Here is a 23660-nt window from a genome sequence, read left to right on the forward strand (position 1 = left end):
GACACCGGGCCGCGCTCTGAGGCATGATCTATCTGAAACCCGCGGTATCAGACAACCGTGCGGGGATCCGCCACCCCTCGACGAAGAGATCGCGAAAGGTCACTGATGAGCAGCTACACCGAGCACGTCACCCGAGTCCTCACGGAGGACCGCGAGCACCCAGGCGTCGGCACCGTGGCCGTGCTGACCTTCGCCCCGCCCGAGGGCGAGGAGAAGCGGCCTGCGACCCTCGGTCCCCGCTCCATCGACGCCGTCACCGGCGCGATCGACGCGGCGCTCGACCGCGCCGAGGCCGGGGAGATCCAGGCCGTCGCCCTGACCGGCACCGGTCGCGTCTTCCTCGCCGGCGCCGATCTGTCGATGTTCACCGACCCCACCGCCGTCTCGAACGTCGAGGCCATGACCCGCGCCGCCCATGCGCTGCAGATCCGCGTGCGCACCAGCTCCGTCCCGGTCCTCGCGCACCTCAACGGGGTCGCGCTCGGCGGCGGCCTCGAGGTCGCGCTGATGGCCGACGTCCGCACCGCCCCCGCCGCTCTGAAGGGGCTCGGCGTGCCCGAGACCAGCCTCGGGATCCTCCCCGGCTGGGGCGGCACGACGCTCCTGCAGTCCGTCGTCGGCCCGGAGACCGCCGTGCGGATGATCCTCGAGGACCCCGCCCGCGACAAGCAGATCGGCGCCGACGAGGCCCTCGAGATCGGACTGATCGACGAGATCGCCGAGGACCTCGACGAGGCGCTCGACGAGTTCGCCGCGCTGATCGCCGCACACGTCGACGTCGACGACTCCGATACGGACATCGTCGACCCGAGCGTCGTCGAGGCCGCCGCCGCACCCTCGGCGCTCCCCGGTGCCTGGGCCGGCCGCGAGGCGCCCCTGCCCGGGGTCGGCACCCCCGAGGCCGAGGCCTTGCTCGACGCACTCGACGCCGCCCACGGCAGCGCCGAGACCCGTCGCACCTGGGCCGCACGGCTCGAGAGCCAGGGTGCGCCGGCCGTCGCCCGCGCCCTCGACCTGCTCCAGAAGCTGCCCGGCTCCACCCTGGAGGACGCCCTGGCCCGAGAGGCCGACGCGCTCGCCGAGCTCGTCCGCTCCGACGCCGCCGCGGCCTCGATGTACAGCGCCGAGCTGCTGCGCCGCGGCAAGCCCGACCGTCGGCCCGTCGACGGGGCACGCGAGATCCAGCGCGTCGGCGTGGCCGGCGCGGGACTCATGGCCGCCCAGATCGCCGCCCAGCTCGCCCTCGGGCTCCAGGTGCCGGTGATCATGCGCGACCTCGACGAGGCCACGGCCGCCAAGGGCCTCGCCGCCGCCCGCGAGGTCATCGCCCAGACCGCGGCCCGCGGCCGGATCGACGAGGAGACCGCGACGGCGATCGCCGGTGCGCTCGACGCCACCACCGACCTGCAGCAGCTCGCCGACTGCGACCTCGTGCTCGAGGCGGTCCCCGAGGTCCTCGCGATCAAGAAGTCCGTGTTCGCGGAGCTCGAGGGTGTCCTGTCCGAGGACGCCCTGCTGGTCACGAACACCTCCTCGCTGTCGGTCACGGCCATGTCCGAGGGCCTGGCCCACCCCGAGCGGGTCGTCGGCCTGCACTTCTTCAACCCCGTCGCCAAGATGCCGCTGGTCGAGGTGATCCACACCGAGGCCACCGACGAGGCCACCCTCGCGACCGGCCTCGAGGTGGTGCGCCGGTTGCGGAAGTTCGCGGTGCGCAGCGCCGATGCTCCCGGGTTCATCGTCAACCGCCTGCTGTTCCGGGTGCTCGGCGGGGTGCTCGCACCGCTCGACGCCGGGGCGGACCCGGCCGAGGTCGACGCCTCCCTCGACGCGCTCGGCCTGCCGATGCGACCGTTCGCGCTGCTGGACCTCGTGGGCCTCGCCGTCGCCGACCACGTCGGCACCGTGCTCCAGGGCGCGCTCGGCGACCGCTTCCACGCCTCGCCGGGGCTCTCCGTGATGGCGGAGAGGTCCGCGCACTTCACCGAGCGCAGCAAGGATGCCGTGCACCCGCCCGTCTCCCCGACGGTCGCGGAGGTCTTCGGGGCCGACGGATCAGGGACGGCAGGTTCGGACGCGCCCGGCGCGGACGGGTCTGCGGCCCTCGTCGGCGACGCTCTGCTGGAGCGGGTCCGCGACGGGCTCGCGGAGGAGATCGCGATCATGCTGGACGCCGGCGTCGTCGAGCGGCCCGAGCAGATCGACCTGGCGCTCATCCTGGGCGCGGGCTTCCCGCGGCATCGCGGCGGCATCACCCCGTACCTCGACGCCACCGGCACGTCCCAGCGGGTGGCCGGGCGCAGCTTCCACGGGGAGATGTTCACCCGGGGGTGAGCTCGATCGCCGTCCCATCGTGACCGGATAGCGATCTGGAGGGCGTCTCCCCGCCCGGTCGTCCACGTACGATGTGGCGATCGGGCCCAGGGGGGTTCGGCCTCACACAGACGTGTCGGGAGAGAGGGGACGGTGCCGGGTACGGCGCCGGAGGAGACTATGTCGCAGCCACCGCAGAACGGATGGGGCCAGCAGCCCCAGTCCGGTGACCCATTCGGCCAGGATCCGCAGGGCGGCTACGGCCAGCCGTCACCGAACGGTGGATACGGCCAGGGTCAGCAGGACCAGCAAGGGTTCGGGCAGGACCAGCAGGGCTTTGGCCAGGGTCAGCAGGGCTACGGCCAGGAGTCCGCGAACGGCGGGTACGGCCAGCAGTCCGCGAACGGCGACTACAACCAGCCGACGCAGCAGGACCAGCCCGGCGGCTTCGGGGATGCTCCGGCCTTCGCGCCGACCTTCGGAGGCGGCGGCCCGGGGCAGACAGAACAGCTGCCCGTGAAGAAGGGCCCCGGCAAGCTGCCGTTCATCATCGGCGGCTGCTGCGTGCTGCTCGTGCTGGCGCTGATCGTCGTCGGTGGAGGGATCTTCCTCTTCTCGCGCGGCGGCGAGCCCACCGGCGGCGGTGGCGGCGAGACCACCACCGAGGAGGAGACCACGGAGGAGGAGACCACCACCGAGGAGGAGACCACGGAGGAGGAGACTCCCACCGAAGAGGCCACCACCGAGGAGGAGGCGACCTCGGAAGAGGCCACCACCGAGGAGTCCGCCCCGGCGGGCGACGGCAAGGGCACCGAGGACGCCCCCTACGCACTCGGGGAGACCTTCACGATCGAGGACGGGGACGGCGGCAAGCTCGACGTCACCATCGGTGAGGTGAACTGGGACGCGACCGACGCGGTCATGGAGGTCAGCAGCTCCAACACCGCTCCCGGGGACGACTCGACGTACATCCTCGTGCCCGTGAAGATGACGTACCACGGTGACGGCACGGCCGAGCCGGGCTTCGCGCTGATGGTCGAGTACGTGTCGAGCGCCGGGAACACCTACTCCGACGAGTACGCGATGACGCCCAACGACTGGCTCGACGTCGGCACCCTCCACGACGGGGGCACCGGCGAGTGGGACACCGCCATGATCGTCCCCAAGGATCAGATCAAGGACGGCTCCTTCACCGTCGAGGCGCTCCTGGACTTCACGACGGAACCCACCTGGGTCGCCGCGTCGTGAGTCAGCCGCGAGACTGACCGGAGTCCCGTGCACGCACGGTTCGAAGAAAGCAGCCTGGCACGCTCAACGCGTGCCAGGCTGCTTCTTTCTGCGCCGGGGAACCTCGGGGCTGCTCAGCGCCGCGGGGCGGCCCAGGTCTCGAGCCGCTCGAGGGACTGCTCGATCGTGGCCCGGGACTTGCAGAACGCGAGCCGCAGGTACGAGCTCGCCTCGCCGGCCTGCCCATCCCGGTAGAACGCGGACAGCGGGATCCCCACCACGCCGGCCTCCCCGGGCAGGCGCTCACACAGGTCAGCGGCATCGGTCTCGCCGAACGGCGCGGCGTCGGCCACCGCGAAGTACCCGGCCTCCGGGACGCTCACGCGGAACCCGATCGAGCGCAGTCCGTCGGTGAGCAGGTCGCGCCGCTCACGGAGGTCCTGGGCGAGGTCGTGGAAGGCCGAGGTGGGCATCGTGAGGCCGGCGGCGACAGCAGGCTGGAAGGGTGCGCCCGAGGAGTACGTGAGCCACTGCTTGAGGCTCATGATCGCGGTGATCAGCTCGGGCCGGGCGGTGATCCAGCCGATCTTCCAGCCGGTCACGGAGAAGGTCTTGCCCGCCGAGGAGATCGACACGGTGCGGTCCTTCGCGCCGGGCAGCGTCGCGATCGGCAGATGCGCGGGACCGAAGGTCAGGTGCTCGTAGACCTCGTCGGTCACGATGATCGCGTCGTGCGCGGCGGCCTCGTCGACGATCGCCTGCAGCGCCCCCACCCACAGCATCAGGCCGGTGGGATTGTGCGGCGTGTTCACCAGCACCAGACGCGTGCGGTCGGAGAACGCGGCGCGGAGGTCCGCCTCCGCGACGTCGAGCACCAGGTCGCCGTCATCGCCCGTGCGCGAGGTGATCGGGACCGTGCGGTGCACGCCGCCCGCGAGGGCGATGATCGCCGCGTACTGGTCGTAGAACGGCTCGAGAGTCACCACCTCGTCGCCGGGCTCCACGAGCGCCAGGATCGTCGCGGCCAACGCCTCGGTGGCCCCGGTGGTCACCAGCACCTCGCTGGCGGGGTCCCAGCGCAGCCCGTACCACTGGGACTGGTGCTCGGCGATCGCCTCACGCAGCACACTCTCGCCGAGACCCGGCGGGTACTGGTTCTGACCGGCCCGGATCGCGGCGACCGCGGCATCGGCCACCACGGCGGGCGGGGCGTCGTCGGGGAAGCCCTGCCCCAGGTTCAGCGCGCCGGTCTCGGCCGCCTTCGCAGACATGCGGGCGAAGACGGTGGGGCGGGCCTCGCCGTCGATGAGCAGGCCGGCCGCAGCAGCGGCGCGGGTCCAAGGGCCGGTGGTCTCCATGACCCGAGTCTGTCAGAGAGGGGCGCGGTCCGCCCAGGTGGTCCGGGGCGCGCCCGACGATCTCCGCAGCGTTGGGGGAGCAACGGCAGGGGATTCAACAACGGGGGATTCAACGGCGGGGGAACACGAAGCGTCCATAGGTGACGTAGCGGAACGACGTCGAGACGATCTGTCCGATCAGCGTGCCGGAGATGTTGTCGGCCAGCAGCGAGTCCAGCCCCAGCGCGTACCGGGAGAAGCCCAGGCAGGACAGCTGCAGCCCGGAGGCGATCACGTTGATCAGGATGAACAGCATGATCGACCGGGTGGTGTCCGGGCGCGGGCGGTCGCCGAAGGTCCACAGGCGGTTGCCGAGGTACGTCAGGCAGGACGCGGCGGCGATCGTGAGCACCTTCGCCGTGAGCGGGTCGGCGTGCATGAGGCCTTCGCCCCATCCCTGGGTGGGGTGCCAGAACACCAGCAGGTTGTACATCGCGGCGTCCAGGAGGAACACCAGCCCGCCGACCACCAGGAACTTCAGCGTCGAGGCCAGGTGATCATCGATCAGGCCGCGAAGGGGAGGACGCTGGGTGCGTGGGGTGCGTGGGGTGCGTGGGGTGCGTGGGGTGCGTGGGGTGCGCGGCGGGCGCTGGGTCGACGGACGTGGTCGCCGCCCGGGAGCCTGCCGCTCGTCCGTCCCGGCGAGCTCGAGGGACGAGCAGGAGTCCCAGCCGGGGAAGGGTGTCGACGGATGATCGCCCGATGCGTGCGCTCCAGCCGCTCGACCGTCCGTCGGCCGGACATCCGTCGTCCCGTCGGTCGACGCCTGCCCGTCGTCCGGTTGCGGGGAGGTGTCGGTCCCGGGGGTGCTCGGCGCGCCAGACCCGGACGTCAGGGAGCGCGCGGACCGGGCCGGGTCCGCGATATCCGCCGGGGTCTCGGGGGTCAGCACGCCCGGCACTGTACCCGAGGCGTTAGGATCGGCCTCCTGTCGCAGCGACGGGTCGGAGGCACCTCACATCGAGGCCTCAGGACCCTGGGAGCGCGCGGCATGACCGTTGCGACGGGTCCGGCACTGCCCGGCGCCCTGGGAGCGCGCGGTCACGGCCGCCGCGTCGGCCCCGTCGTCCGTCCGGACGCTCGCCCCGCCGGGCGACCCCGTCGGACGGCCCCGTCGGACCGATCGCCGTGCGGCGCACACGATCACCACCTCGCAGGAAGAGAACGCCATGACCCACGTCGCCCTCACCATCGCCGGCTCCGAGACCACCGGAGGCGCCGGGGCGCAGACCGACCTGAAGACCTTCCATCAGCTGGGGACCTTCGGAACCGCGGCCCTGACCTGCATCGTGTCCTTCGACCCGAAGAACGACTGGGGGCACCGCTTCGTGCCCGTGGAGCCGCAGGTCATCGCCGACCAGATCGAGGCCACCACCGCGGTGCACGACATCGACACCGTGAAGATCGGCATGCTCGGCACCCCCGCCACGATCGACACCGTCGCCGCCTCGCTCGCCGAGCGCAGCTTCACCAACGTGGTCCTGGACCCGGTGCTGATCTGCAAGGGCCAGGAGCCCGGTGCCGCCCTGGACACCGACAACGCGCTTAAGGAGAAGATGCTGCCGCTGGCCACCTTCGTCACCCCGAACCACTTCGAGGCCCTCGCCCTGTCGGGCATGGAGTCCATCGAGAGCGTCGAGGAGCTCACCGAGGCTGCGAAGCGCATCCACGACACCTACGACGTGATCGTGCTGGCCAAGGGCGGCGTGGTGCTCGAGGGCGAGGACGCGGTGGACGTGTTCTACGACGGTGAGCAGACCGTCGAGCTGCGCAGCCCCAAGATCGGCCAGGAGCGGGTCTCCGGCGCGGGCTGCACGCTCGCCGCCGCCGTCACCGCCGAGCTGGCCAAGGGCGCCACCCCGCTCGAGGCCGCCCGCGTGGCCAAGGACGTCGTGGTCAGCTCCATCGAGAACCGTCAGGGCGGCCATGCGCCCTTCGAGGCCGTCTACCAGGGCAACTACCGGGCCTGATCTGCTGGTTGGCTGGCCTGTTGGCCTGTTGGCCTGTTGGCCTGTTGGCCTGTTGGCCTGTTGGGCTGCTGGTCTGCCGGTCGGCTGGCCTGCCGGTCTGCAGGGCTGCTGGATCGCCGAGTTGCTGACTCGGCCGGCCTGGCTGGGCGGGGCCGTCTGGGCGCATCGCATCCACTGGCGGGCAGTGTGCAGGGAGCCGCTATATGGCGGATCCTGGGCACCTGGCGCCCGTGGGTGCGCAGGGTGACGCCCCTGGTCACGAAATCGTTCCGACATGCGATCGATCGAGGCCTGATCTGGACAGATGCCCCGATTCCGCGCATTCTCGGACCATGAGTGACAGCAGCAAGCCCACGGGAGCGCACCGCGCGGAGACGCCGGCAGCGCGTGGCGCGGAGACTCCGGCAGCGCACGACGCTGGGCGGTCCGACCCCGGGACGGACAGTTCCGGCACCGCCAGGACGGTCGGGCCCACGGACGGTTCCGGCACCGCCCGGACGCCCCGCGCCTCCCGTTCCGGCGGCGCCCCGAAGGAGATCGGCGAGGCGCTGATCTCGCTGCGCGGCGTCGACAAGTTCTTCGGCGACTTCCAGGCGCTGAAGACCATCGACCTCGACATCCACCGCGGTGAGGTGGTCGCGCTGATCGGGGCGTCCGGCTCAGGCAAGTCCACCCTGTGCCGCTGCATCAACCGCCTCGAGACCATCAGCGACGGGGAGATCACGATCGATGGCGAGCGTCTGCCCGAGGAGGGCAAGGACCTCACCCGGCTGCGCAGCGACGTGGGCATGGTGTTCCAGAGCTTCAACCTCTTCCCGCACCTCAAGGCGATCGACAACGTGACCCTCGGCCCGCGCAAGGTGCGCGGCGCGAGCAAGGCGGAGGCCGAGCAGCAGGCCCGGGAGCTCCTCGAGCGCGTGGGACTCGCCGACAAGGCGAACTCCCTGCCCACCGCGCTCTCGGGCGGTCAGCAGCAACGCGTGGCCATCGCCCGCGCCCTGGCGATGAAGCCCAAGGCGCTGCTCTTCGACGAGCCCACCTCCGCCCTGGATCCCGAGGTCATCAATGAGGTGCTCGACGTGATGGGCGAGCTCGCGGAGCAGGGCATGACGATGCTCGTCGTGACCCACGAGATGGGTTTCGCCCGCCATGTCTGCGACCGCGTCGTCTACATGGACCAGGGCGAGATCGTCGAGCAGGGCGAGCCCGAGGAGTTCTTCACCGCCCCGCGCAGCGACCGCGCCAAGGCCTTCCTGTCCAAGATCCTCGCGCACTGACAGTCCGCCCCGTCTGCAGCGCCCGACCCGCAGTGCCAGACCTTCAGCACCAGACCTTCAGCTCCGCCGGAGCGACCCGAGAGACCGGAGAGATCCATGACCCCCACCCCCTTCCGACCCGGCCGACGCGCCGTCGTCGCCGCAGCGGCAGCCCTGCCCGTCGGCATCGCCCTGGCCGCCTGCTCGAGCGACACCGGCGCCGGCCCTGACCTGGGCGGCGGCTCCGACGACGGCGGCGCGGGCAGCCCCTTCGGTGACGCGGTCGCCTCCGGTCCGGTCGCCGCGGACGACGTCGTCTCCGGCAGCGCCTGGGCCACCGCCATCAAGGAGAAGGACAAGCTGGTGCGCGGCGGAACCCTCGCCAACCAGGTGTTCTCCCTGGCCAGCACCTCCGGTGGGCAGCCGACCGGTTTCGACGCGGGCCTCACCCAGCTGCTTGCGCAGTACATCCTCGGTGACGGGGGAGCAGAGAAGGTCGAGTACATCGACACCACCGTCGAGACCCGCGAGACCCTCGTCGAGAACGGCACCGTGGACTGCGTGATCGCGACCTACTCGATCACCCCCGAGCGCCTCGAGGTCATCAACTTCGCTGGCCCGTACTACCTCTCCGGCACCGCCATCCAGGTGCGCACCGAGGACAAGGACACGATCTCCGGCCCCAAGGACCTCACCGGGCTGAAGATCGTCACCCAGTCGAACTCGACCGGTGTGCAGGCCGCCGAGGAGAACATCCCGGACTACGACGAGTCGCTCGTCCAGACCCTCCCGGACAACGAGTCCTGCGTCGCCGCGCTCAAGCAGGGGCGGGCCGACGCCTACGTCCTGGATCAGGGCGTCCTGCTCGGCAACTCCGCCGCGGACCCCGAGGTCACCGTCGTCGGCGATCCCTTCGTCGACGACCCGTACGGCGTCGGCCTGTCGAAGGATGACGACGACGCGCTCGAGTTCGTGAACACCTTCCTGCAGGAGATCATCGACTCCGGCACCTGGAAGGACCTGTGGACCGCCACCATCGGCGAGGTCATCGACGGCGAGGCCCCTGAGCCTCCCGTCCCGGGCGATCTCCCCGCCTGATCCGTCGCCGGTGCGGCGGGCCCCGCACGGAGCCCGCCGCGCCGACCGACCTCCCCGTCCCGAGAGGCACCGATGCAAGCCATCGCCGAGAACATCCCCCTGCTGGTGCAGGGCATCGCGTACACCGTCGCGCTGACCCTGCTCGGCTACGTGCTCGCGCTGATCGTCGGCACCGTCCTCGCCGTGTGCCGGGTCAGCCCGATCCCGCCGCTGCGCTGGGCCGCGACCATCTACGTCGAGATCTTTCGCAACATCCCGCTGCTGAGCCTGCTGATCCTCATCGCCTTCGGCCTGCCGGACGTGGGCCTGCGCCTGCCCTACTTCTGGTGCGGCGTGCTGGGGCTGACCCTCTCGTCGGCCGCCTTCGTGTGCGAGAACGTGCGCTCGGGCATCAACACCGTGCCCGTGGGCCATGCGGAGGCCGCGCGCTCCATCGGCCTCGGATTCTTCGGGACCCTGCGCTACGTGGTGCTCCCGCAGGCCTTCCGCACCATGATCCAGCCGCTGGTGAACGTGTTCATCGGCACCGTGATCGGCTCCGCGCTCTGCTCGGCGATCGCGGTCAGCGAGATCACCTGGGTCACCCAGACCCTCAATATCCAGTACGCACAGGCCGTGATCATGTTCCTGGTCGCCGGCGCCGTCTACCTCGGGATGTCGCTGGGCGGCTCCGCCCTCGGCGGAGCCCTCGAGCGGGCCGTCTCCCCGGACCCCCACGGCTCCTCGCGCCGCCGGAACACTCTGGACGTCACGGCAGGAGCGCAGGCATGAGCGCCTCCACAGCACCCGCCGCCCCCGCCTCCCGCGCCACCCGCCCCCGACGCACCTCCAGCACCGCGACGCAGGTGCTCTTCGACGCGCCGGGCCCCAAGGGGCGGGCGCGCATCGCGCTGCTGTCGATCCTCAGCTCCGTCGCGATACTGGCCGTGATCGGCCTCGGGCTCTGGCAGTTCCAGAAGAACGGGCAGCTGGACCCGAACAAGTGGGTCGTCTACCTGCGGGCCGACTACCTGGCGTTCCTCGGCCGCGGACTCCTGGGCACGCTCAAGGTCACGGCCGTCGCCGCCGTGGTCGCCTTCCCCTTCGGCCTGCTGCTCGCCCTGGCGCGGCTGTCCCGGTTCGGGGCGCTGAGCAGGGCGGCGACCGTCTGGATCGAGTTCTTCCGCGGCATCCCGATGCTGCTGGTGGTCTACGCCTTCCTGCTGGCCCTGCCCGCCTACGGCGTCACCGTCCCGCGGTTCTGGATGCTGGTGATCCCGATGATCCTGGTCTCCGCCGCGACCACCGCCGAGGTGTTCCGTGCCGGCATCAAGGCCGTGGACGTCGGGCAGCACGAGGCGGCTGCCGCGATCGGTCTGGGCCGACGCGATGCGCTGCTCAGCGTGATCCTGCCGCAGGCCGTGCGACTGGTCCTGCCCAGCCTGATCCTCGCCCTGGTCACCCTGCTCAAGGACTCCACCCTCGGCTACGTGGTCAGCTACAACGAGCTCCAGTTCCAGGGCAAGACGATGGTCTCGATCACCCGCTACCTGGTGCAGACCTACGTGGTCGTCTCGATCATCTACATCGCGCTGAACTTCCTGCTCACCCGGATCGCGCTCGCGCTGGATGCGCGGATGAAGGCGCGAGCCTCGGCGAGCTGAGGGAGTTGAGCGCGCTGAACAGGCTGAGCGGGCCGAACAGGTGAGCGAAGGCCTCGGGACGGCCTGCCCGTCGGCGGGGTCGGCGAGCCGTTCGGTCGGTCGGGGTCCGATTTAGGCGGTGCACGCCCCACGCCGTGTGTCGGACCGATACCGTACTGTCCTGTGCTCCGGGCACCCGCCCGGCGGCCCCGATGCCCACGGGCACCGGACCGGTCGGCGTCCGCCGCCGCTGCCCTCGACGACCCGTGATGGGGGATTGTCCGTGATCGGATTCGAGAACGTCCGCAAGGAGTATCCCGGCGGCACGCTAGCCGTCGAGGACTTCAGCCTGGAGATCGCCTCCCACGAGGCCCTCGTGCTGGTGGGAACCTCGGGCTCCGGCAAGACGACCCTGATGCGGATGATCAACCGCATGGTGGATCCGACGTCGGGCCGCGTGCACATCGACGGCGACGACGTGGCGAGCCTGGACCCGGTGCAGCTGCGCCGCAGCGTCGGCTACGTCATGCAGGCCTCGGGTCTGCTGCCCCACCGCACCGTGCTCGACAACATCGCCACCGTGCCCGTGCTGCGCGGCACCTCGAAGAACGAGGCCCGTCGGCGCGCCCACGAGCTCATGGAGACCGTTGGCCTGGACGCGGCGCTGGCCCGCCGCTACCCCGGGCAGCTCTCCGGCGGCCAGCAGCAGCGGGTGGGCGTGGCCCGCGGCCTCGCGGCCGACCCGAACATCCTGCTCATGGACGAGCCCTTCGGTGCCGTGGACCCCATCGTGCGCCGGGAGCTGCAGCAGGAGCTGATGCACCTGCAGCGGGATCTGAAGAAGACGATCGTGTTCGTCACCCACGACATCGACGAGGCCTTCCTCGTCGGCGATCGCGTGGTGCTCCTCAAGCCCGGCGGCGTCATCGCCCAGATCGGCACCCCGCAGGAGATCCTCTCAGATCCGGCCGACGACTTCGTGGCGAGCTTCGTGGGCGCGGACCGCGGGATCCGCGCCCTGCACGTCGAGCGGGTCGACGGGCGCGACGTCGTGGTCGATGCCGACGGGCGCGCCGCCGGCGTGCTGGAGTCCCGCGCCGCCGCAGGACGTGGGCCGGCGGGTGACGGGCCGACGGGGGAGAGCACCCGGGGCGGCCAGCCGATCAGTGACCAGCCGGCCAGTGACACGCCGACCGGTGGCCAGCCGAGGGGGGCGACCTCGCCGTGAGCTGGGTGCTCGAGAACCTCGACGTGATCGCGGGCTACACCGGCTCTCATCTGCTGCAGGCCATCCCGCCGATCCTGGTCGCGTTCGTGCTGTCGCTGCCGCTCGCGAAGCTGGCCAACTCCCGGGGCTGGCTGCGCACCGGTGTCACCACCACCGCCGGGCTGATGTACGCCATCCCCTCGCTGCCGCTGTTCGTGCTGCTGCCCGGCCTGCTCGGCACCGGCGTGCGCAGCCCGCTGAACATCTCGATCGCCCTGTCGCTGTACGGGCTCGCGCTCATGGTGCCGGCGGCGTCGGACGCCTTCCGGTCCGTGAGCCGGGACGTGCTCGGCTCGGCGACCGCCCAGGGGTATGCGCCGTCGGCCCGCTTCCTGCAGGTCGAGCTGCCGCTGGCGGGCCCCGTGCTGCTGGCCGGGGTGCGCGTCGTCGCGGTCAGCACGATCTCGCTGGTCACCGTCGGCGGTGTGCTCGGCGTTCCCAGTCTCGGCATGCTCTTCGTGGATGGGTTCCGCCGCGGCATCCTCGCCGAGATCGGGGCCGGCGTGGTGCTCACCGCAGTGCTCGCGCTGCTCACCGACGCCCTGCTGGTGCTGCTGGGAAGGGCGCTCATGCCGTGGTCACGGACCAGCACCCGACCCCGCACCAGGGCCCGACCCCGTACGCAGGCGCAGACCCAGCCCCAGACCGGGCCCCAGACGCAGGCCGGGTCCCCGTCGCCGGCGCAGAGCAATGCGGGGAGGCAGTCATGAACGGCAACCCGTACCTCGAAGCCTTCGCCTGGCTCGGGGATCCCACGCACTGGTCCGGGCCCTCCGGGATCCCGATGCGCACCCTCGAGCACCTCGGCTACACCGTGCTGGGCGTGGCCGTCGCCGCCCTGATCGCCATCCCGCTGGGCCTGTTCGTGGGCCACACGGGGATCGGCAAGGGGATCGCGGTGACCGCCGCCGGTGCCGCCCGAGCCCTGCCCACCCTGGGCCTGGTCACCCTGTTCGCCCTGATGGTGGGGATCGGGCTCACCGCGCCGATGCTCGCCTTCGTGATCCTCGCGATCCCGTCCCTGCTGGCCGGGGCCTCCTCGGCCGTCGAATCCGCGGATCCGGCCACTGTCGATGCCGCCCGCGCGCAGGGGATGACCGAATGGCAGATCCTCACGCGGGTCGAGGTGCCGCTGGGGATGCCGCTGATCGTCGGCGGTTTCCGCGGGGCGACCGTGCAGGTCGTGGCCACGGCGATGCTCGCCGCCTACGTCGGGAACGGGGGCTTGGGCCGCTACATCTTCCTGGGGCTCGGCTCCCAGGACTACCCGCAGATGATCGCCGGGTCCGTGCTGGTGATCGCCCTCGCCCTCGTGCTCGACCTCGCCCTGCTGCTGACCCAGCGACTGACCCTGCCCCGCGGCACCCGTCCCGCCTGACCGCCCGCCCGCCTGACTGCCTGATCGCCCGCCCACTCGATTGCCCACCACGATCGCAAAGCCCCGCCTGTCTCAAGGAGAATCATGTCCATCCACAGCACCCGTCGTCACCTGCTCGGCGCGCTCGGTCTCGGCGGCGTCGCACTCGGCGCGGCCGCCTGCAGCTCCTCGGATCCCTTCGCGGAGGAGGACGGCGCCGGCGGCGGCTCATCGGACGGCGGCGGTTCGGCCGATGCCGGCACGATCGTCGTCGGCTCGCAGGCGTACTACTCCAACGAGATCATCGCCGAGCTGTTCGCCCAGGTGCTCGAGAAGGCCGGCCTCACCGTCGACCGCCAGTACCAGATCGGCCAGCGCGAGGTGTACCTCCCCGAGCTCGAGAGCGGCGCGCTCGATGTGATGCCCGAGTACACGGGCAACCTGCTGCAGAACTACGAGCCCGACGCGGAGTCCGCGAGCCCCGAGGAGATCCACTCGGCGCTGTCCGAGGTGCTCCCGGACGGGCTGCGCCTGCTGCCCTTCGCGCAGGCCACCGACCAGGATTCGTACACCACGACCTCCGACTTCGCGAGCTCGAACTCCCTGACCACGATCGCGGACCTCGCCGGCCTCAAGGACCTGAAGATCGCCGCCAACAGCGAGTTCGAGGTGCGCCCCTATGGTCCCGAGGGCGTCAAGACGGTCTACGGCGTGGACGTCACCGTGGTCCCCGTCGAGGACGGCGGCGGGCCGCTGACCGTCCAGGCCCTGACCGACGGGGACGTGCAGCTCGCGGACCTCTACACCTCCGACCCCGCGATCATCGCGAACGATCTGGTGCCGCTCGAGGATCCCGAATCGCTGATCCTCCCGCAGAACGTGGTGCCGGTCGTCTCGAAGAAGGTCGACGATGATGCCGCGGCGGCGATCACCACGGTGATCGAGGCGCTCAGCGCCGACGACCTCGTCGAGCTGAACCGGCGCAGCGTCGAGGAGCAGGCGAGCTCCGCGGACATCGCGAAGGGCTGGCTGGGGGAGAAGGGCCTGGTCTGATGCGTATCGCGGTCACGGGAGCCACCGGGAAGGTCGGCGGGGAGGTCGCGCGCCTGCTCACGATCGAGGCCGACGGAGAGGGCCGGCTGCGCCTGATCGTCCGGGACGCGGCACGGGCCCCGCGGGAGCCCGGCGCGGAGATCGCGGTCGCGGACTTCTCCGACGCCGCAGCCTGTCGCGCCGCGTTCGCGGACGTCGACGCCCTCCTGCTGGTCTCGGCCGGGGAGGCCGTGGACCGCATCGAGCAGCATCGCACCGCGATCACGGCCGCCGCGGAGGCCGGGGTGGGCCATATCGTCTACACCTCGTTCCTCGGGGCGTCGCCGAGCGCCGAGTTCACGCTCGCCCGTGATCATGGCGCCACCGAGCAGCTGCTCCGGGACTCGGGCGTGGCCTGGACGTTCCTGCGCGACAGCTTCTACGCCGACGTGCTGCTCGACTTCGCCGGCGAGGAACGCCTGATCCGTGGCCCGGCCGGGGTGGGCCGCTGCGCGTACGTGGCCCGCGCGGACGTCGCCGAGGTCGCTGCGAGGATCCTGCGCGACCCTGCCCCGTGGGCTGGGCGGGCCCTGGACCTCACCGGCCCGGTCGCCGTCACCCTCGGGGAGGCCGCGCTGCTGATGACCCGGGCGCGCGGTGCCGAGTACGAGTACGTCGACGAGACGCTCGAGGAGGCGCGTGCCTCCCGGGCCCCGTACGGAGCCCCCGACTGGCAGGTCGACGCCTGGATCAGCACGTACACCGCGATCGGATCCGGCGAGCTCGACGTGGTCAGCGGGGACGTCGAGCTCGTGCTGGGCCGGGCTCCCCGCACGCTCGAGGAGACCGTCGCGGATCCGCTGTGATCGCCCCGGATCTGCTATGACCAGCGGCGATGACCGGGCGGTCGGCTCGCGGATGACATCGCCCCGTCGACGCGGCACAGTGAAGGCATGACGAGCAACGAGACCCATGTGACCGTGACCCGCACCATCGACGCCCCCGCGAAGGACCTGTTCAGCCTGCTGACGCTGCCTGCGCGGCACCACGAGTTCGACGGCTCGGGCACCGTCCGGAACTCGGACGACACCGAGCGCATCGACAAGTCCGGCGAGAAGTTCGTGATGAACATGCACCGCGACGCGATGGGCGGCGACTACCGCACCCACAACTTCGTCACCGCGTACGACGAGAACAAGATGGTCGGCTGGCAGCCCGCACCCGAGGCGGACGATGGCACCGCCCCCACCGAGCCCCTCGGCTGGGAGTGGCTCTACGAGCTCAAGTCCCAGGGCGCGGACTCCACCGAGGTGAGCCTGACCTACGACTGGTCCAAGGTCACCGACGAGAAGCTCCTGAAGCAGGTCGGCTTCCCGGCCATCCCCGAGGAAGACCTCGAGCAGTCGCTCAACCTGCTCGCCGCGGCGGTCACCAACCCCTGATCGCGCCCGGGCAACGGCTTGATCGGCCCTGCGCAGCACGGCGGCGCCTCCCGAACGGGAGGCGCCGCTGTGCGTGTGGGTGATGCAGAGCCATGGATGATGCGGAGCTGCGCGCCACTGCGGGACTGCGCGCCGATGCGGAGCTGCGCGCCGACCTCCAGGCTGGCACAGCGACGGCGCGGTCAGCAGAGGGCGCCCGGACACGCCGAGAGGGTCGGTCTTGACTGCGGGCCGGACTCTGTCACTCTGGGGGACAGGCGGCACCGTGGCCGCTCACCGAGCACGAGGAGCTCCATCATGCGTGTTGCCGACACCCACGCCACCTCGAATGACGTCCCTGATGAGATCAAGCGCAGCATCCGCATCAGAGCGACCGCCGAGACCGTCTTCGCGATCGTGCGCGAGCCTGGCTGGTTCATCAACGACGGCGAGTACCGCAAGCACGAGGTGCGGACCGCCGGCGGGATCTCCCGGATCAAGGACTCCGTGTACGGAATCTGCAGTCTGTCGGCCACGGTGCACGAGCCGCCGAACAAGGTCGGCTTCCGCTGGCTGGGAGGAGGCATCGGGGCGATCTCCGACGCCTCCAACAGCGTCGTGTTCACCATCGATCCCGTCGGCTCTTCGCGGTCCGACGAGGTGCGGCTGACCGTCCAGGAGAGCGGATTCGCCCGGCTCGGAGAGGACGTCGCGGTGCGTCGGAAGAACTATGAGGAGAACGCCCTCGGCTGGGACCAGCAGCTCGAACTGGCACGCGACCTGGCCGAGAGGCGTTCGGATCCTCGCGGGCGCGACTGACGGCTGACCGGACCGTCCTCGGCGTGCCGTCCAACGCGGGTGCAACCATAGGGTTGCACCCCGGTCCGTCGTCTGGCACGCTGTGGGGAAGCGGTCGTCGCGGCCGCGCCCCCACGCCGAGGAGCAGGTCATGACCGACCACGACCCCCGTCTCACCACGGACGACGTCCCGGACGAGATCGAGCGCAGCATCCATATCGACGCCACAGCCGAGACCGTCTTCGCGATCGTCTGCGAGCCGGGGTGGTACATCAACGACGGGGAGTACCGCGAGCACGAGGTGACCACCGACGGTGCCGTGTCCACTGTCGTCGACCCCGTGCACGGCACGTTCTCGATCGTGACCGAGGCGCTCGAGCCGCCCCATCGTGCGGTGTTCCGCTGGCTCAGCGGTGCGTCGGCCGGAGCCGCGGACGACGCCGATGCCTCGTCCACAGTCGTCGAGTTCACGATCCGCCCCGACGGTCCGACCGCGGCAGACGGTGTGCAGCTCACCGTGCGCGAGCACGGTTTCTCGACGATGAGCGCCGACGCAGCGGTGCGTCGCACGACCTTCGAGGAGAACTCCCGGGGATGGATCGAGGAGCTCGAGGTCGCGCGCACGGTGGCGGAAGCCGCGAGGTGAGCCCGCGCCCCGAACCGGACCGCCGGCTGTTCCCGACGGACCCAGCGGGGGCGCCGGACCCGTCGGATGGTCTGCTCGGTCCGGGTGCTGACGCCGTCTTCACCGCGCTCGCGGACCGCACCCGCCGGCAGATCCTGGTGCGCCTGGCGGAGAAGCCCGATGACGCGGGCGCCGTGGCTCGCGATCTGGGACTGTCCCGGCAGGCCGTCGCGAAGCAGCTGCGGATCCTGGAGACCGCCGGGATGGTCGACGCCCAGCGGGTATCGGCGAGAAGGGTGCACTCGGTCGAGCCGTCGCGGATCCTCGCGGTCTCCGATCTGCTCGGGACCGTGGGCGGCGGTTGGGATCGCCGGCTCGCACGGATCAAGGAGCTGGCCGAAGCGGGGGAGGGGCCCGACCGCGGCGAGGAACCACCGCGCAGGTGAGCGGTCTATCCTCGGAGGATGGGCAGGGTCACCGACACCACGCGGATCCGCACCGTCCGGGTGCGTGAGGGCACGCTGTACGCCGGTCGCAAGGGCGACCACGTCGCCGTCGAAGAGCCCTTGGACATCCGAGTGAACGGCCAGCAGCTGTCGCTGACCATGCGCACACCCGGCCACGACGTCGAGCTCATCCACGGCTTCCTGCACGGCGAGGCCGTGATCCGCGACCGCGAGGACATCGTCGAGGCCCGCTACTGCGACGGCGCCGTGGTGGACGACGGCAGCGGCTTCGCGCGCAACACGTACAACGTCATGGACTTCACGACCTCCCGGCCGCAGCTGCTGCCCCTGGTCACGAAGAACTTCACCACCACCTCCGCGTGCGGGGTCTGCGGCTCCGAGAGCATCGACGCGGTCCGGCAGAAGAGCCGCTACACGCTGCTGCGCAGCTGGGCCATCGATCCCCGCGCGATCCTCTCCGCCGCCCGCGAGCTCACCGATCACCAGCCCGTCTTCGCCCGCACCGGCGGTGTGCACGCCGCTGCACTCGTCGACCTCGAGGGGAACCTCCTCGTGGTGCGTGAGGACGTGGGCCGTCACAACGCCGTGGACAAGGTGATCGGCTGGGCCCTGCTCGAGGACCGGCTGCCTCTGCGTGACTGCTTCCTGCTGGTCTCCTCCCGAGCCAGCTTCGAGATCGCCCAGAAGGCGTATATGGCCGGTATCCCGATGCTGGCCTGCGTCTCCGCAGCGACTTCGCTCGCCGTGGAGACCGCCGAGGAGTTCGGGATGACGCTCGTCGGCTTCACCCGCGCGGCCGAGGACGGCGACGGCCGCATGAACGTCTATACCCACCCCGATCGCCTCGACCTCTCCGCCGTCGAAGGCTAATCGGGGCTGCGGGGCTGCGGGACCGGCGGGGACAACGGGCAACGGCGCAACGGCGCAACGGGGAACGGCGCAACGGGGCACCGTGGCCAGTAGGGCCAGCAGGACCAGTAGGGCCAGCAGGACCGGCGAGATCAGCAAGGCCAGCGAGACAGGAAGGTGCCGCCGAGACGATCACTTCACTGGTCACGCTGGAAATCTACCGATAGCGTCTCAGGGTGAACACCACTGAGCATTACGACTTCTGGGCACAGGCCCGCACCGCCCATCCGGACCTCCCGCCTGAGCCTCCGGAGGCCTGGGCCTTCGGCGCCACGGCTGAGCAGGCCGACGAGCTGCTGGCTCTGGTGCTCGCGGGCATCAAGACCGCCACGGCCTCCTCGCTGCAGGACTACGCCGATGACGGTGAGCCGCTGCCCGCGGTCGGGGACCTGTCGATCGTGCTCGACGGAGCCGGGGCGCCGAGCGCCGTGCTCGAGGTGGTCGCGGTCGAGGTGACGCCCTTCGACAAGGTCACCGAGGAGCATGCCCGCGCCGAAGGGGAGGAGGACCGGACCCTGGCCAGCTGGCGCCGTCTCCACGAGCAGTTCTGGCGGGAGCACTCAGCCCACGGCTTCGCCTCGGACATGCCGGTGGTCTGCGAGAGCTTCCGAGTGCTGCACGCGGCATCCCCGCGACGTTCCTGATGCCGCACTGCGCCGAGGAGGGTCGGCGGTCGCTGCACTGGGCAGGCCGATGGTGATGTGACGTGGAGATATCGCCACGGCTCATCACCAGAGGCCCGGCGCCGACTCGGCACCGTGCCTCAGGGCCGGGCCGGGCCGAGTGGGGCCGGGTCGAGTGGGGCTGGGCTAGGCCGGGTCGGGTCGAGTGGGGTGGTATCTGGTGGCGTGAGGTGTGCGGGGTGGCCGGATATAGCGGAGCCTGCACACCTGGTGCCGGTGGACGCGAGCGGCCGCGGCTACGGGCGAGCGGCTGCGGGTGGATCAGCGCAGCGCGAGCAGGCTCATCGCGGTGACCTCGTCGATGACCAGGTCGGTGGCGACGCCGGCCCGCAGCGCGGCCCGCAGGGGAAGGGCCTTGCGGGTGCCGGCCGCGAGCAGCAGGCGACGGGGGATCCGTGCCAGCTGGGAGGGGTCCGGGCCGGAGCAGCGGGCGTTCATCGCGATGTCCCGGTAGGTGCCGTCCGCGCGCAGGAAGACGGTGCACACGTCCCCGACCGCCCCGTCGGCCCGCAGCGACCGCAGGTCCTCGCCGGTCAGGTAGTTGTTGGTGTAGACGTGGCTGGGCACGGCCGCATCGAAGGCACCCACCCCGAACACGGCCAGGGTGCACTGCTGCTGGGTCTCCAGCACCCGGTGCACGGAGCGCTCGTGCCACATCGCATCCCGGGTCGCGGCGTAGTCGAAGAAGGCGGGCACCGGGAAGTGGTGCACGGTCGCGTCCCAGAGCGCGGCGGCGCGGGAGAGCACCGTGGAGACGTAGGTGAGGCCCGAGCCCTCGGTGTTGATCGCCCCGTTGAGCTGCACGATCCGCAGCCCCGGCACCGGGCGCGGTTGCAGTGACCCCACCAGGGCGGCGATCGTGGTGCCCCAGGCCATCCCGATCGTCATCCCCGGCTCGAGCATCTCGTCGAGCATCGTGGCGCCGGCGTCGGCCACCGCCTGCAGGCGCTCGCGCTCGTCCTCGGTGGCGCCGGCGGCGATCACGTGCGCCTGGACGCCGTACAGCTGGGAGATCCGCCGGCGCAGCTCCTCGACCCGGTGCGCTCCGGGCGGACGCAGCGAGATCTGCACCAGTCCGGCCTCCCGGGCATCGCGCAGCATCCGCGAGACGGTCGACCGCGAGACGGACAGGGCGCTCGCGATGGCTTCCATCGTCTGGCTCTCGCCGTAGTACATCCGTGCAGCCGTGAAGGCCGTTTCGAGGCGGTCGTCGGGGGTCATGCCCTCAGTGTTGCACGTTCGTGCACGCGGCTTGCGTGATGGTGCACGGAGGTTCCACGATGGCTCCGGGTGCCGCAGCCAACGGCGGCCCCCACTGCGACGGCTCCGGCACCAGGATGCTCGGCCCCGACGGCCCGATCTCTGAGGATCGATCCCGAGGTCCGACGTCGAGGACCGGACCTGAGGAATCAGCCGTCGCGGCGCAGACGTCACGGCAAAGGAGCACCCACGTGTCCGATCAGCATCGGTCAGAACTCACCCCGGGGAACCGGGCGGAGCATCTCTCGCGTCTTCGCGCCGCGACCCCCCAGAACCCGCTCGACGTGCTCGTCGTCGGCGGCGGCGTCAACGGCGCCGGCGCGGCCTTCGACGCCGCGACGCGAGGGCTCAGCGTGGGCCTGGTGGAGACCCGCGACTGGGCCAGCGGCACCTCCTCGCGCTCCTCGAAGCTCATGCACGGCGGCCTGCGCTACCTCCAGATGCTCGACTTCAAGCTGGTCGCCGAGGCTCTGCGCGAGCGCGACCTGCTCATCCAGCACACGGCTCCGCACCTGGTGAAGCCCATCAAGTTCGTCTTCCCCTTCTTCAAGAAGGTCGTGGACCGGGCGTTCATCGGCTCCGGCGTGATGCTCTACGACGCGATGCAGTCCGTGGGCCGCAAGCGCGCCGTGCCGATGCACCGCCACCTCCTGCACGACAAGATGCTCGACGTCTTCCCGGCCCTGGACGGCGAGAAGGCCGTGGGCGCGCTGGAGTACTACGACGCGCAGGTGGACGACGCCCGCTTCGTGATGATGCTGGTGCGCTCCGCCGCGCAGCACGACGCCTCGGTCGCCAACTACACGAGCGTCGTCGACTACCTCCACGAGGGCACCCGCGTGATCGGCGCCCGGGTGCGCGACGAGGAGACCGGCGAGGAGTTCGAGGTCCACGCCCGCGACACCATCCTGGCCGGCGGCGTCTGGACCCAGGACCAGCAGGACCTCGCCGGGGCCGACGCCGGCCTCGAGGTGCTCGCGTCCAAGGGCATCCACATCACGATCGCCCGCGACCGCATCCCCGCCGTCCCGGACACCGGCATCATCACCCAGACCGAGAAGTCCGTCCTGTTCATCATCCCGTGGGACGAGTACTGGGTCATCGGCACCACCGACACCCCGTGGACCCAGGACCCCCGCGACGTGGGCGCGACCGCCGAGGACATCGAGTACGTGCTCGAGCACGCCAACGCCGTGCTCGCCGACGATCTCACCCGTGAGGACGTCATCGGCGTCTACTCCGGCCTGCGCCCGCTGCTGCAGCCGGTGCGCAAGAACTCCGAGGGCGGGTCCACCAAGGTCTCTCGCGAGCACACCGTGATGGAGATCGAGCCGGGCCTGTCCGCGATCGCCGGCGGCAAGTACACCACCTACCGGGTGATGGCCGAGGACGTCGTCGACTTCGCGATCAAGGACACCCAGCCCGGCCGCCCGAGCCTGACCCGTTCGGTGCCCGTGATCGGCGCCCAGGGCTACGAGTCCCTCGTGCGAGACAAGCAGGAGATCGGCCGACGCTACGGCCTCGACGAGATCCGGGTGGATCGTCTGCTCTTCCGCTACGGCGCCCTGCTCTCGGACGTGCTCGCGCTGATCGACGAGGACCCCTCGCTCGGCACCCCGCTCGAGCACGCGCCCCGCTACCTGCGCGCCGAGGTCCTCTACGCCGTGCGCGCCGAGGGCGCCCGCCACCTCATCGACGTGCTCCAGCGCCGCACGCGCCTGGACTACGAGACTCGCGACCGCGGCGTCCACGCGGCGCCCGAGGTCGCCGCGCTCGTCGGCCCTGAGCTGGGCTGGGACGACGCCACGCGCGACCGCGAGGTCGAGACCTACCGGGACTTCATCGCCGCCCGTCTGGACGGCGAACACACCACCAGCGATGAGCAGGCCGCGGCTCGCCTCGCCGACGCCCCGGAGGTGCCCTCCCGACGATGACGTTCCGGTGCCCGGCGACAAGAGCCGGGCACCGTGCGGGGCGCGCACCGTGCGCGCCCCAGCGGAGCTCCCTCGGGGCTCCGCGACCGGTCGATCAGGGTTCCGCCCGACGCGCCCCCGCTCCACGACGAGCGGCAGGGCTGCGCCACCCGAGGGGCATGCCGCGTCCATCGACGCCGCGGCGCCCCTCCCAGGGACCCGGGCTCGACCGGATCCCGATCCGCACCGACGCGGATCGCTAAGGAGAACACCTGATGGAAACGATCGGAACGATCCTGCTGTCGGAGATCGCGGGCACCGCGATGCTGACGCTGATGGGTGGTGGCGTGGTCGCCAATGCCATCCTCGGCAAGACCAAGGGCAACGGCGGCGGCTGGCTGATGATCAACTTCGGCTGGGGCCTCGCGGTCTTTGCCGGTGTGTGGGTCGCCTTCAAGACCGGCGCCCACCTCAACCCCGCCGTCACCCTCGGCCTGCTCTTCAGCGAGGCCACGGAGTACGCGCCGGGCATCCCGATGACGGTCGGCACCACCCTCACGTACTTCCTCGCCGAGCTGATCGGCGCGTTCCTCGGCGCCGTGCTGGCCTGGCTCGCCTACAAGACCCACTACGACCAGGAGACGGACCCCGGCACTATCCTGGGCACCTTCTCCACCGGCCCGGAGATCCGCTCCAAGGGCTGGAACCTGGTCACCGAGATCATCGCGACCTTCGTGCTCGTGTTCGTGATCATCATGTTCGGCAACACCCCGAACGAGCTCGGCCCGCTCTCGGTCGCGCTGCTGGTGCTCGCGATCGGCGCCTCCCTCGGCGGTCCGACGGGGTACGCCATCAACCCGGCCCGAGACCTCGGCCCGCGCCTGGCGCATGCAATCCTGCCGATCAGGAACAAGGGCGGCTCGGACTGGGGATACTCGTGGGTACCGGTCGCCGGGCCCCTGATCGGCGGCGCGCTCGCGGGCGTAGCCTCGATCGTCTACTTCTGATCATCCGATCCGACCGACTCAGCGGCCTCGCGACGGAA

At 71.0% G+C, this 23660-nt stretch carries 23 protein-coding genes; 20 read left to right on the top strand and 3 right to left on the bottom strand.

Going from position 1 to position 23660, the window contains the following annotated elements:
* The first annotated feature begins 105 nt into the window (after nucleotides 1-105).
* The gene (locus tag INT49_RS06610; protein ID WP_193116933.1) at nucleotides 106-2334 is read left to right on the top strand and encodes a 3-hydroxyacyl-CoA dehydrogenase NAD-binding domain-containing protein; all 2229 of its coding nucleotides are present in this window, start codon (nucleotides 106-108) and stop codon (nucleotides 2332-2334) included.
* Nucleotides 2335-2493: 159 nt separating this feature from the next.
* Nucleotides 2494-3561, top strand: a complete 1068-nt coding sequence (locus INT49_RS06615; RefSeq protein ID WP_193116934.1) for a hypothetical protein — start codon at nucleotides 2494-2496, stop codon at nucleotides 3559-3561.
* Nucleotides 3562-3674: 113 nt separating this feature from the next.
* Here INT49_RS06615 and INT49_RS06620 read toward each other — a convergent pair whose 3' ends face one another.
* On the bottom strand, nucleotides 3675-4898 hold the full coding sequence (locus INT49_RS06620; protein WP_193116935.1) for an aminotransferase class I/II-fold pyridoxal phosphate-dependent enzyme: 1224 nt from the start codon (nucleotides 4896-4898) through the stop codon (nucleotides 3675-3677).
* A 109-nt stretch (nucleotides 4899-5007) separates the two neighbouring features.
* Nucleotides 5008-5829, bottom strand: a complete 822-nt coding sequence (locus tag INT49_RS21065) for a GtrA family protein (protein ID WP_319021535.1) — start codon at nucleotides 5827-5829, stop codon at nucleotides 5008-5010.
* Between the two features lie 277 nt (nucleotides 5830-6106).
* On the opposite strand from INT49_RS21065, the gene INT49_RS06630 reads away from it, so the two are divergent.
* The 16 genes from INT49_RS06630 to INT49_RS06705 all read left to right on the top strand — a co-directional run bounded on the left by INT49_RS06630 (nucleotide 6107) and on the right by INT49_RS06705 (nucleotide 19403).
* Nucleotides 6107-6907, top strand: a complete 801-nt coding sequence (locus INT49_RS06630) for a hydroxymethylpyrimidine/phosphomethylpyrimidine kinase (RefSeq protein ID WP_193116936.1) — start codon at nucleotides 6107-6109, stop codon at nucleotides 6905-6907.
* 332 nt (nucleotides 6908-7239) lie between these two features.
* Complete coding sequence (locus INT49_RS06635; protein ID WP_319021536.1) at nucleotides 7240-8184, top strand: amino acid ABC transporter ATP-binding protein; 945 nt, start codon at nucleotides 7240-7242, stop codon at nucleotides 8182-8184.
* Between the two features lie 96 nt (nucleotides 8185-8280).
* Nucleotides 8281-9261 (top strand): glutamate ABC transporter substrate-binding protein, encoded by a 981-nt coding sequence (locus INT49_RS06640; protein WP_193116937.1) that lies wholly within the window; start codon nucleotides 8281-8283, stop codon nucleotides 9259-9261.
* Between the two features lie 72 nt (nucleotides 9262-9333).
* Nucleotides 9334-10032 carry an amino acid ABC transporter permease gene (locus INT49_RS06645; protein ID WP_193116938.1) on the top strand — a complete coding sequence of 233 codons (699 nt, stop codon included), beginning with the start codon at nucleotides 9334-9336 and terminating at the stop codon, nucleotides 10030-10032.
* Nucleotides 10029-10904 (top strand): amino acid ABC transporter permease, encoded by an 876-nt coding sequence (locus INT49_RS06650; protein WP_193116939.1) that lies wholly within the window; start codon nucleotides 10029-10031, stop codon nucleotides 10902-10904. Before INT49_RS06645 ends, INT49_RS06650 begins: the two co-directional genes overlap by 4 nt.
* A gap of 262 nt (nucleotides 10905-11166) precedes the next feature.
* Nucleotides 11167-12111 carry an ABC transporter ATP-binding protein gene (locus tag INT49_RS06655; protein ID WP_193116940.1) on the top strand — a complete coding sequence of 315 codons (945 nt, stop codon included), beginning with the start codon at nucleotides 11167-11169 and terminating at the stop codon, nucleotides 12109-12111.
* Complete coding sequence (locus INT49_RS06660) at nucleotides 12108-12860, top strand: ABC transporter permease (RefSeq protein ID WP_193116941.1); 753 nt, start codon at nucleotides 12108-12110, stop codon at nucleotides 12858-12860. Before INT49_RS06655 ends, INT49_RS06660 begins: the two co-directional genes overlap by 4 nt.
* Nucleotides 12857-13528, top strand: a complete 672-nt coding sequence (locus INT49_RS06665) for an ABC transporter permease (protein WP_193116942.1) — start codon at nucleotides 12857-12859, stop codon at nucleotides 13526-13528. The genes INT49_RS06660 and INT49_RS06665 overlap by 4 nt, the downstream gene beginning before the upstream one ends.
* Before the next feature lie 84 nt (nucleotides 13529-13612).
* On the top strand, nucleotides 13613-14560 hold the full coding sequence (locus INT49_RS06670) for an ABC transporter substrate-binding protein (RefSeq protein ID WP_193116943.1): 948 nt from the start codon (nucleotides 13613-13615) through the stop codon (nucleotides 14558-14560).
* On the top strand, nucleotides 14560-15405 hold the full coding sequence (locus INT49_RS06675) for an SDR family oxidoreductase (RefSeq protein WP_193116944.1): 846 nt from the start codon (nucleotides 14560-14562) through the stop codon (nucleotides 15403-15405). The genes INT49_RS06670 and INT49_RS06675 overlap by 1 nt, the downstream gene beginning before the upstream one ends.
* 87 nt (nucleotides 15406-15492) lie before the next feature.
* Nucleotides 15493-15981: an SRPBCC family protein gene (locus INT49_RS06680; protein ID WP_193116945.1), complete on the top strand. Its 489-nt coding sequence runs from the start codon at nucleotides 15493-15495 to the stop codon at nucleotides 15979-15981.
* Between the two features lie 297 nt (nucleotides 15982-16278).
* Nucleotides 16279-16779, top strand: coding sequence for an SRPBCC family protein (locus INT49_RS06685; RefSeq protein WP_193116946.1), 501 nt, complete (start codon nucleotides 16279-16281; stop codon nucleotides 16777-16779).
* 130 nt (nucleotides 16780-16909) lie between these two features.
* Nucleotides 16910-17404 (top strand): SRPBCC family protein, encoded by a 495-nt coding sequence (locus tag INT49_RS06690; RefSeq protein WP_193116947.1) that lies wholly within the window; start codon nucleotides 16910-16912, stop codon nucleotides 17402-17404.
* The gene (locus tag INT49_RS06695; protein WP_319021537.1) at nucleotides 17401-17829 is read left to right on the top strand and encodes an ArsR/SmtB family transcription factor; all 429 of its coding nucleotides are present in this window, start codon (nucleotides 17401-17403) and stop codon (nucleotides 17827-17829) included. Before INT49_RS06690 ends, INT49_RS06695 begins: the two co-directional genes overlap by 4 nt.
* An 18-nt stretch (nucleotides 17830-17847) precedes the next feature.
* Nucleotides 17848-18720: a formate dehydrogenase accessory sulfurtransferase FdhD gene (gene fdhD / locus INT49_RS06700; protein WP_193116949.1), complete on the top strand. Its 873-nt coding sequence runs from the start codon at nucleotides 17848-17850 to the stop codon at nucleotides 18718-18720.
* Nucleotides 18721-18935: 215 nt separating this feature from the next.
* Nucleotides 18936-19403 carry an ASCH domain-containing protein gene (locus INT49_RS06705; protein ID WP_193116950.1) on the top strand — a complete coding sequence of 156 codons (468 nt, stop codon included), beginning with the start codon at nucleotides 18936-18938 and terminating at the stop codon, nucleotides 19401-19403.
* 300 nt (nucleotides 19404-19703) lie between these two features.
* On the opposite strand, the gene INT49_RS06710 is transcribed toward INT49_RS06705, so the two are convergent.
* Complete coding sequence (locus INT49_RS06710) at nucleotides 19704-20663, bottom strand: sugar-binding transcriptional regulator (RefSeq protein ID WP_226849870.1); 960 nt, start codon at nucleotides 20661-20663, stop codon at nucleotides 19704-19706.
* A gap of 230 nt (nucleotides 20664-20893) precedes the next feature.
* On the opposite strand from INT49_RS06710, the gene INT49_RS06715 reads away from it, so the two are divergent.
* On the top strand, nucleotides 20894-22636 hold the full coding sequence (locus tag INT49_RS06715; protein ID WP_319021538.1) for a glycerol-3-phosphate dehydrogenase/oxidase: 1743 nt from the start codon (nucleotides 20894-20896) through the stop codon (nucleotides 22634-22636).
* A 263-nt stretch (nucleotides 22637-22899) separates the two neighbouring features.
* Nucleotides 22900-23622: an MIP/aquaporin family protein gene (locus INT49_RS06720; protein WP_193117016.1), complete on the top strand. Its 723-nt coding sequence runs from the start codon at nucleotides 22900-22902 to the stop codon at nucleotides 23620-23622.
* Nucleotides 23623-23660 lie beyond the last annotated feature (38 nt).

Origin of the sequence: Brachybacterium tyrofermentans, from assembly GCF_014897585.1 — a bacterium.
GTDB lineage: Bacteria > Actinomycetota > Actinomycetes > Actinomycetales > Dermabacteraceae > Brachybacterium > Brachybacterium tyrofermentans.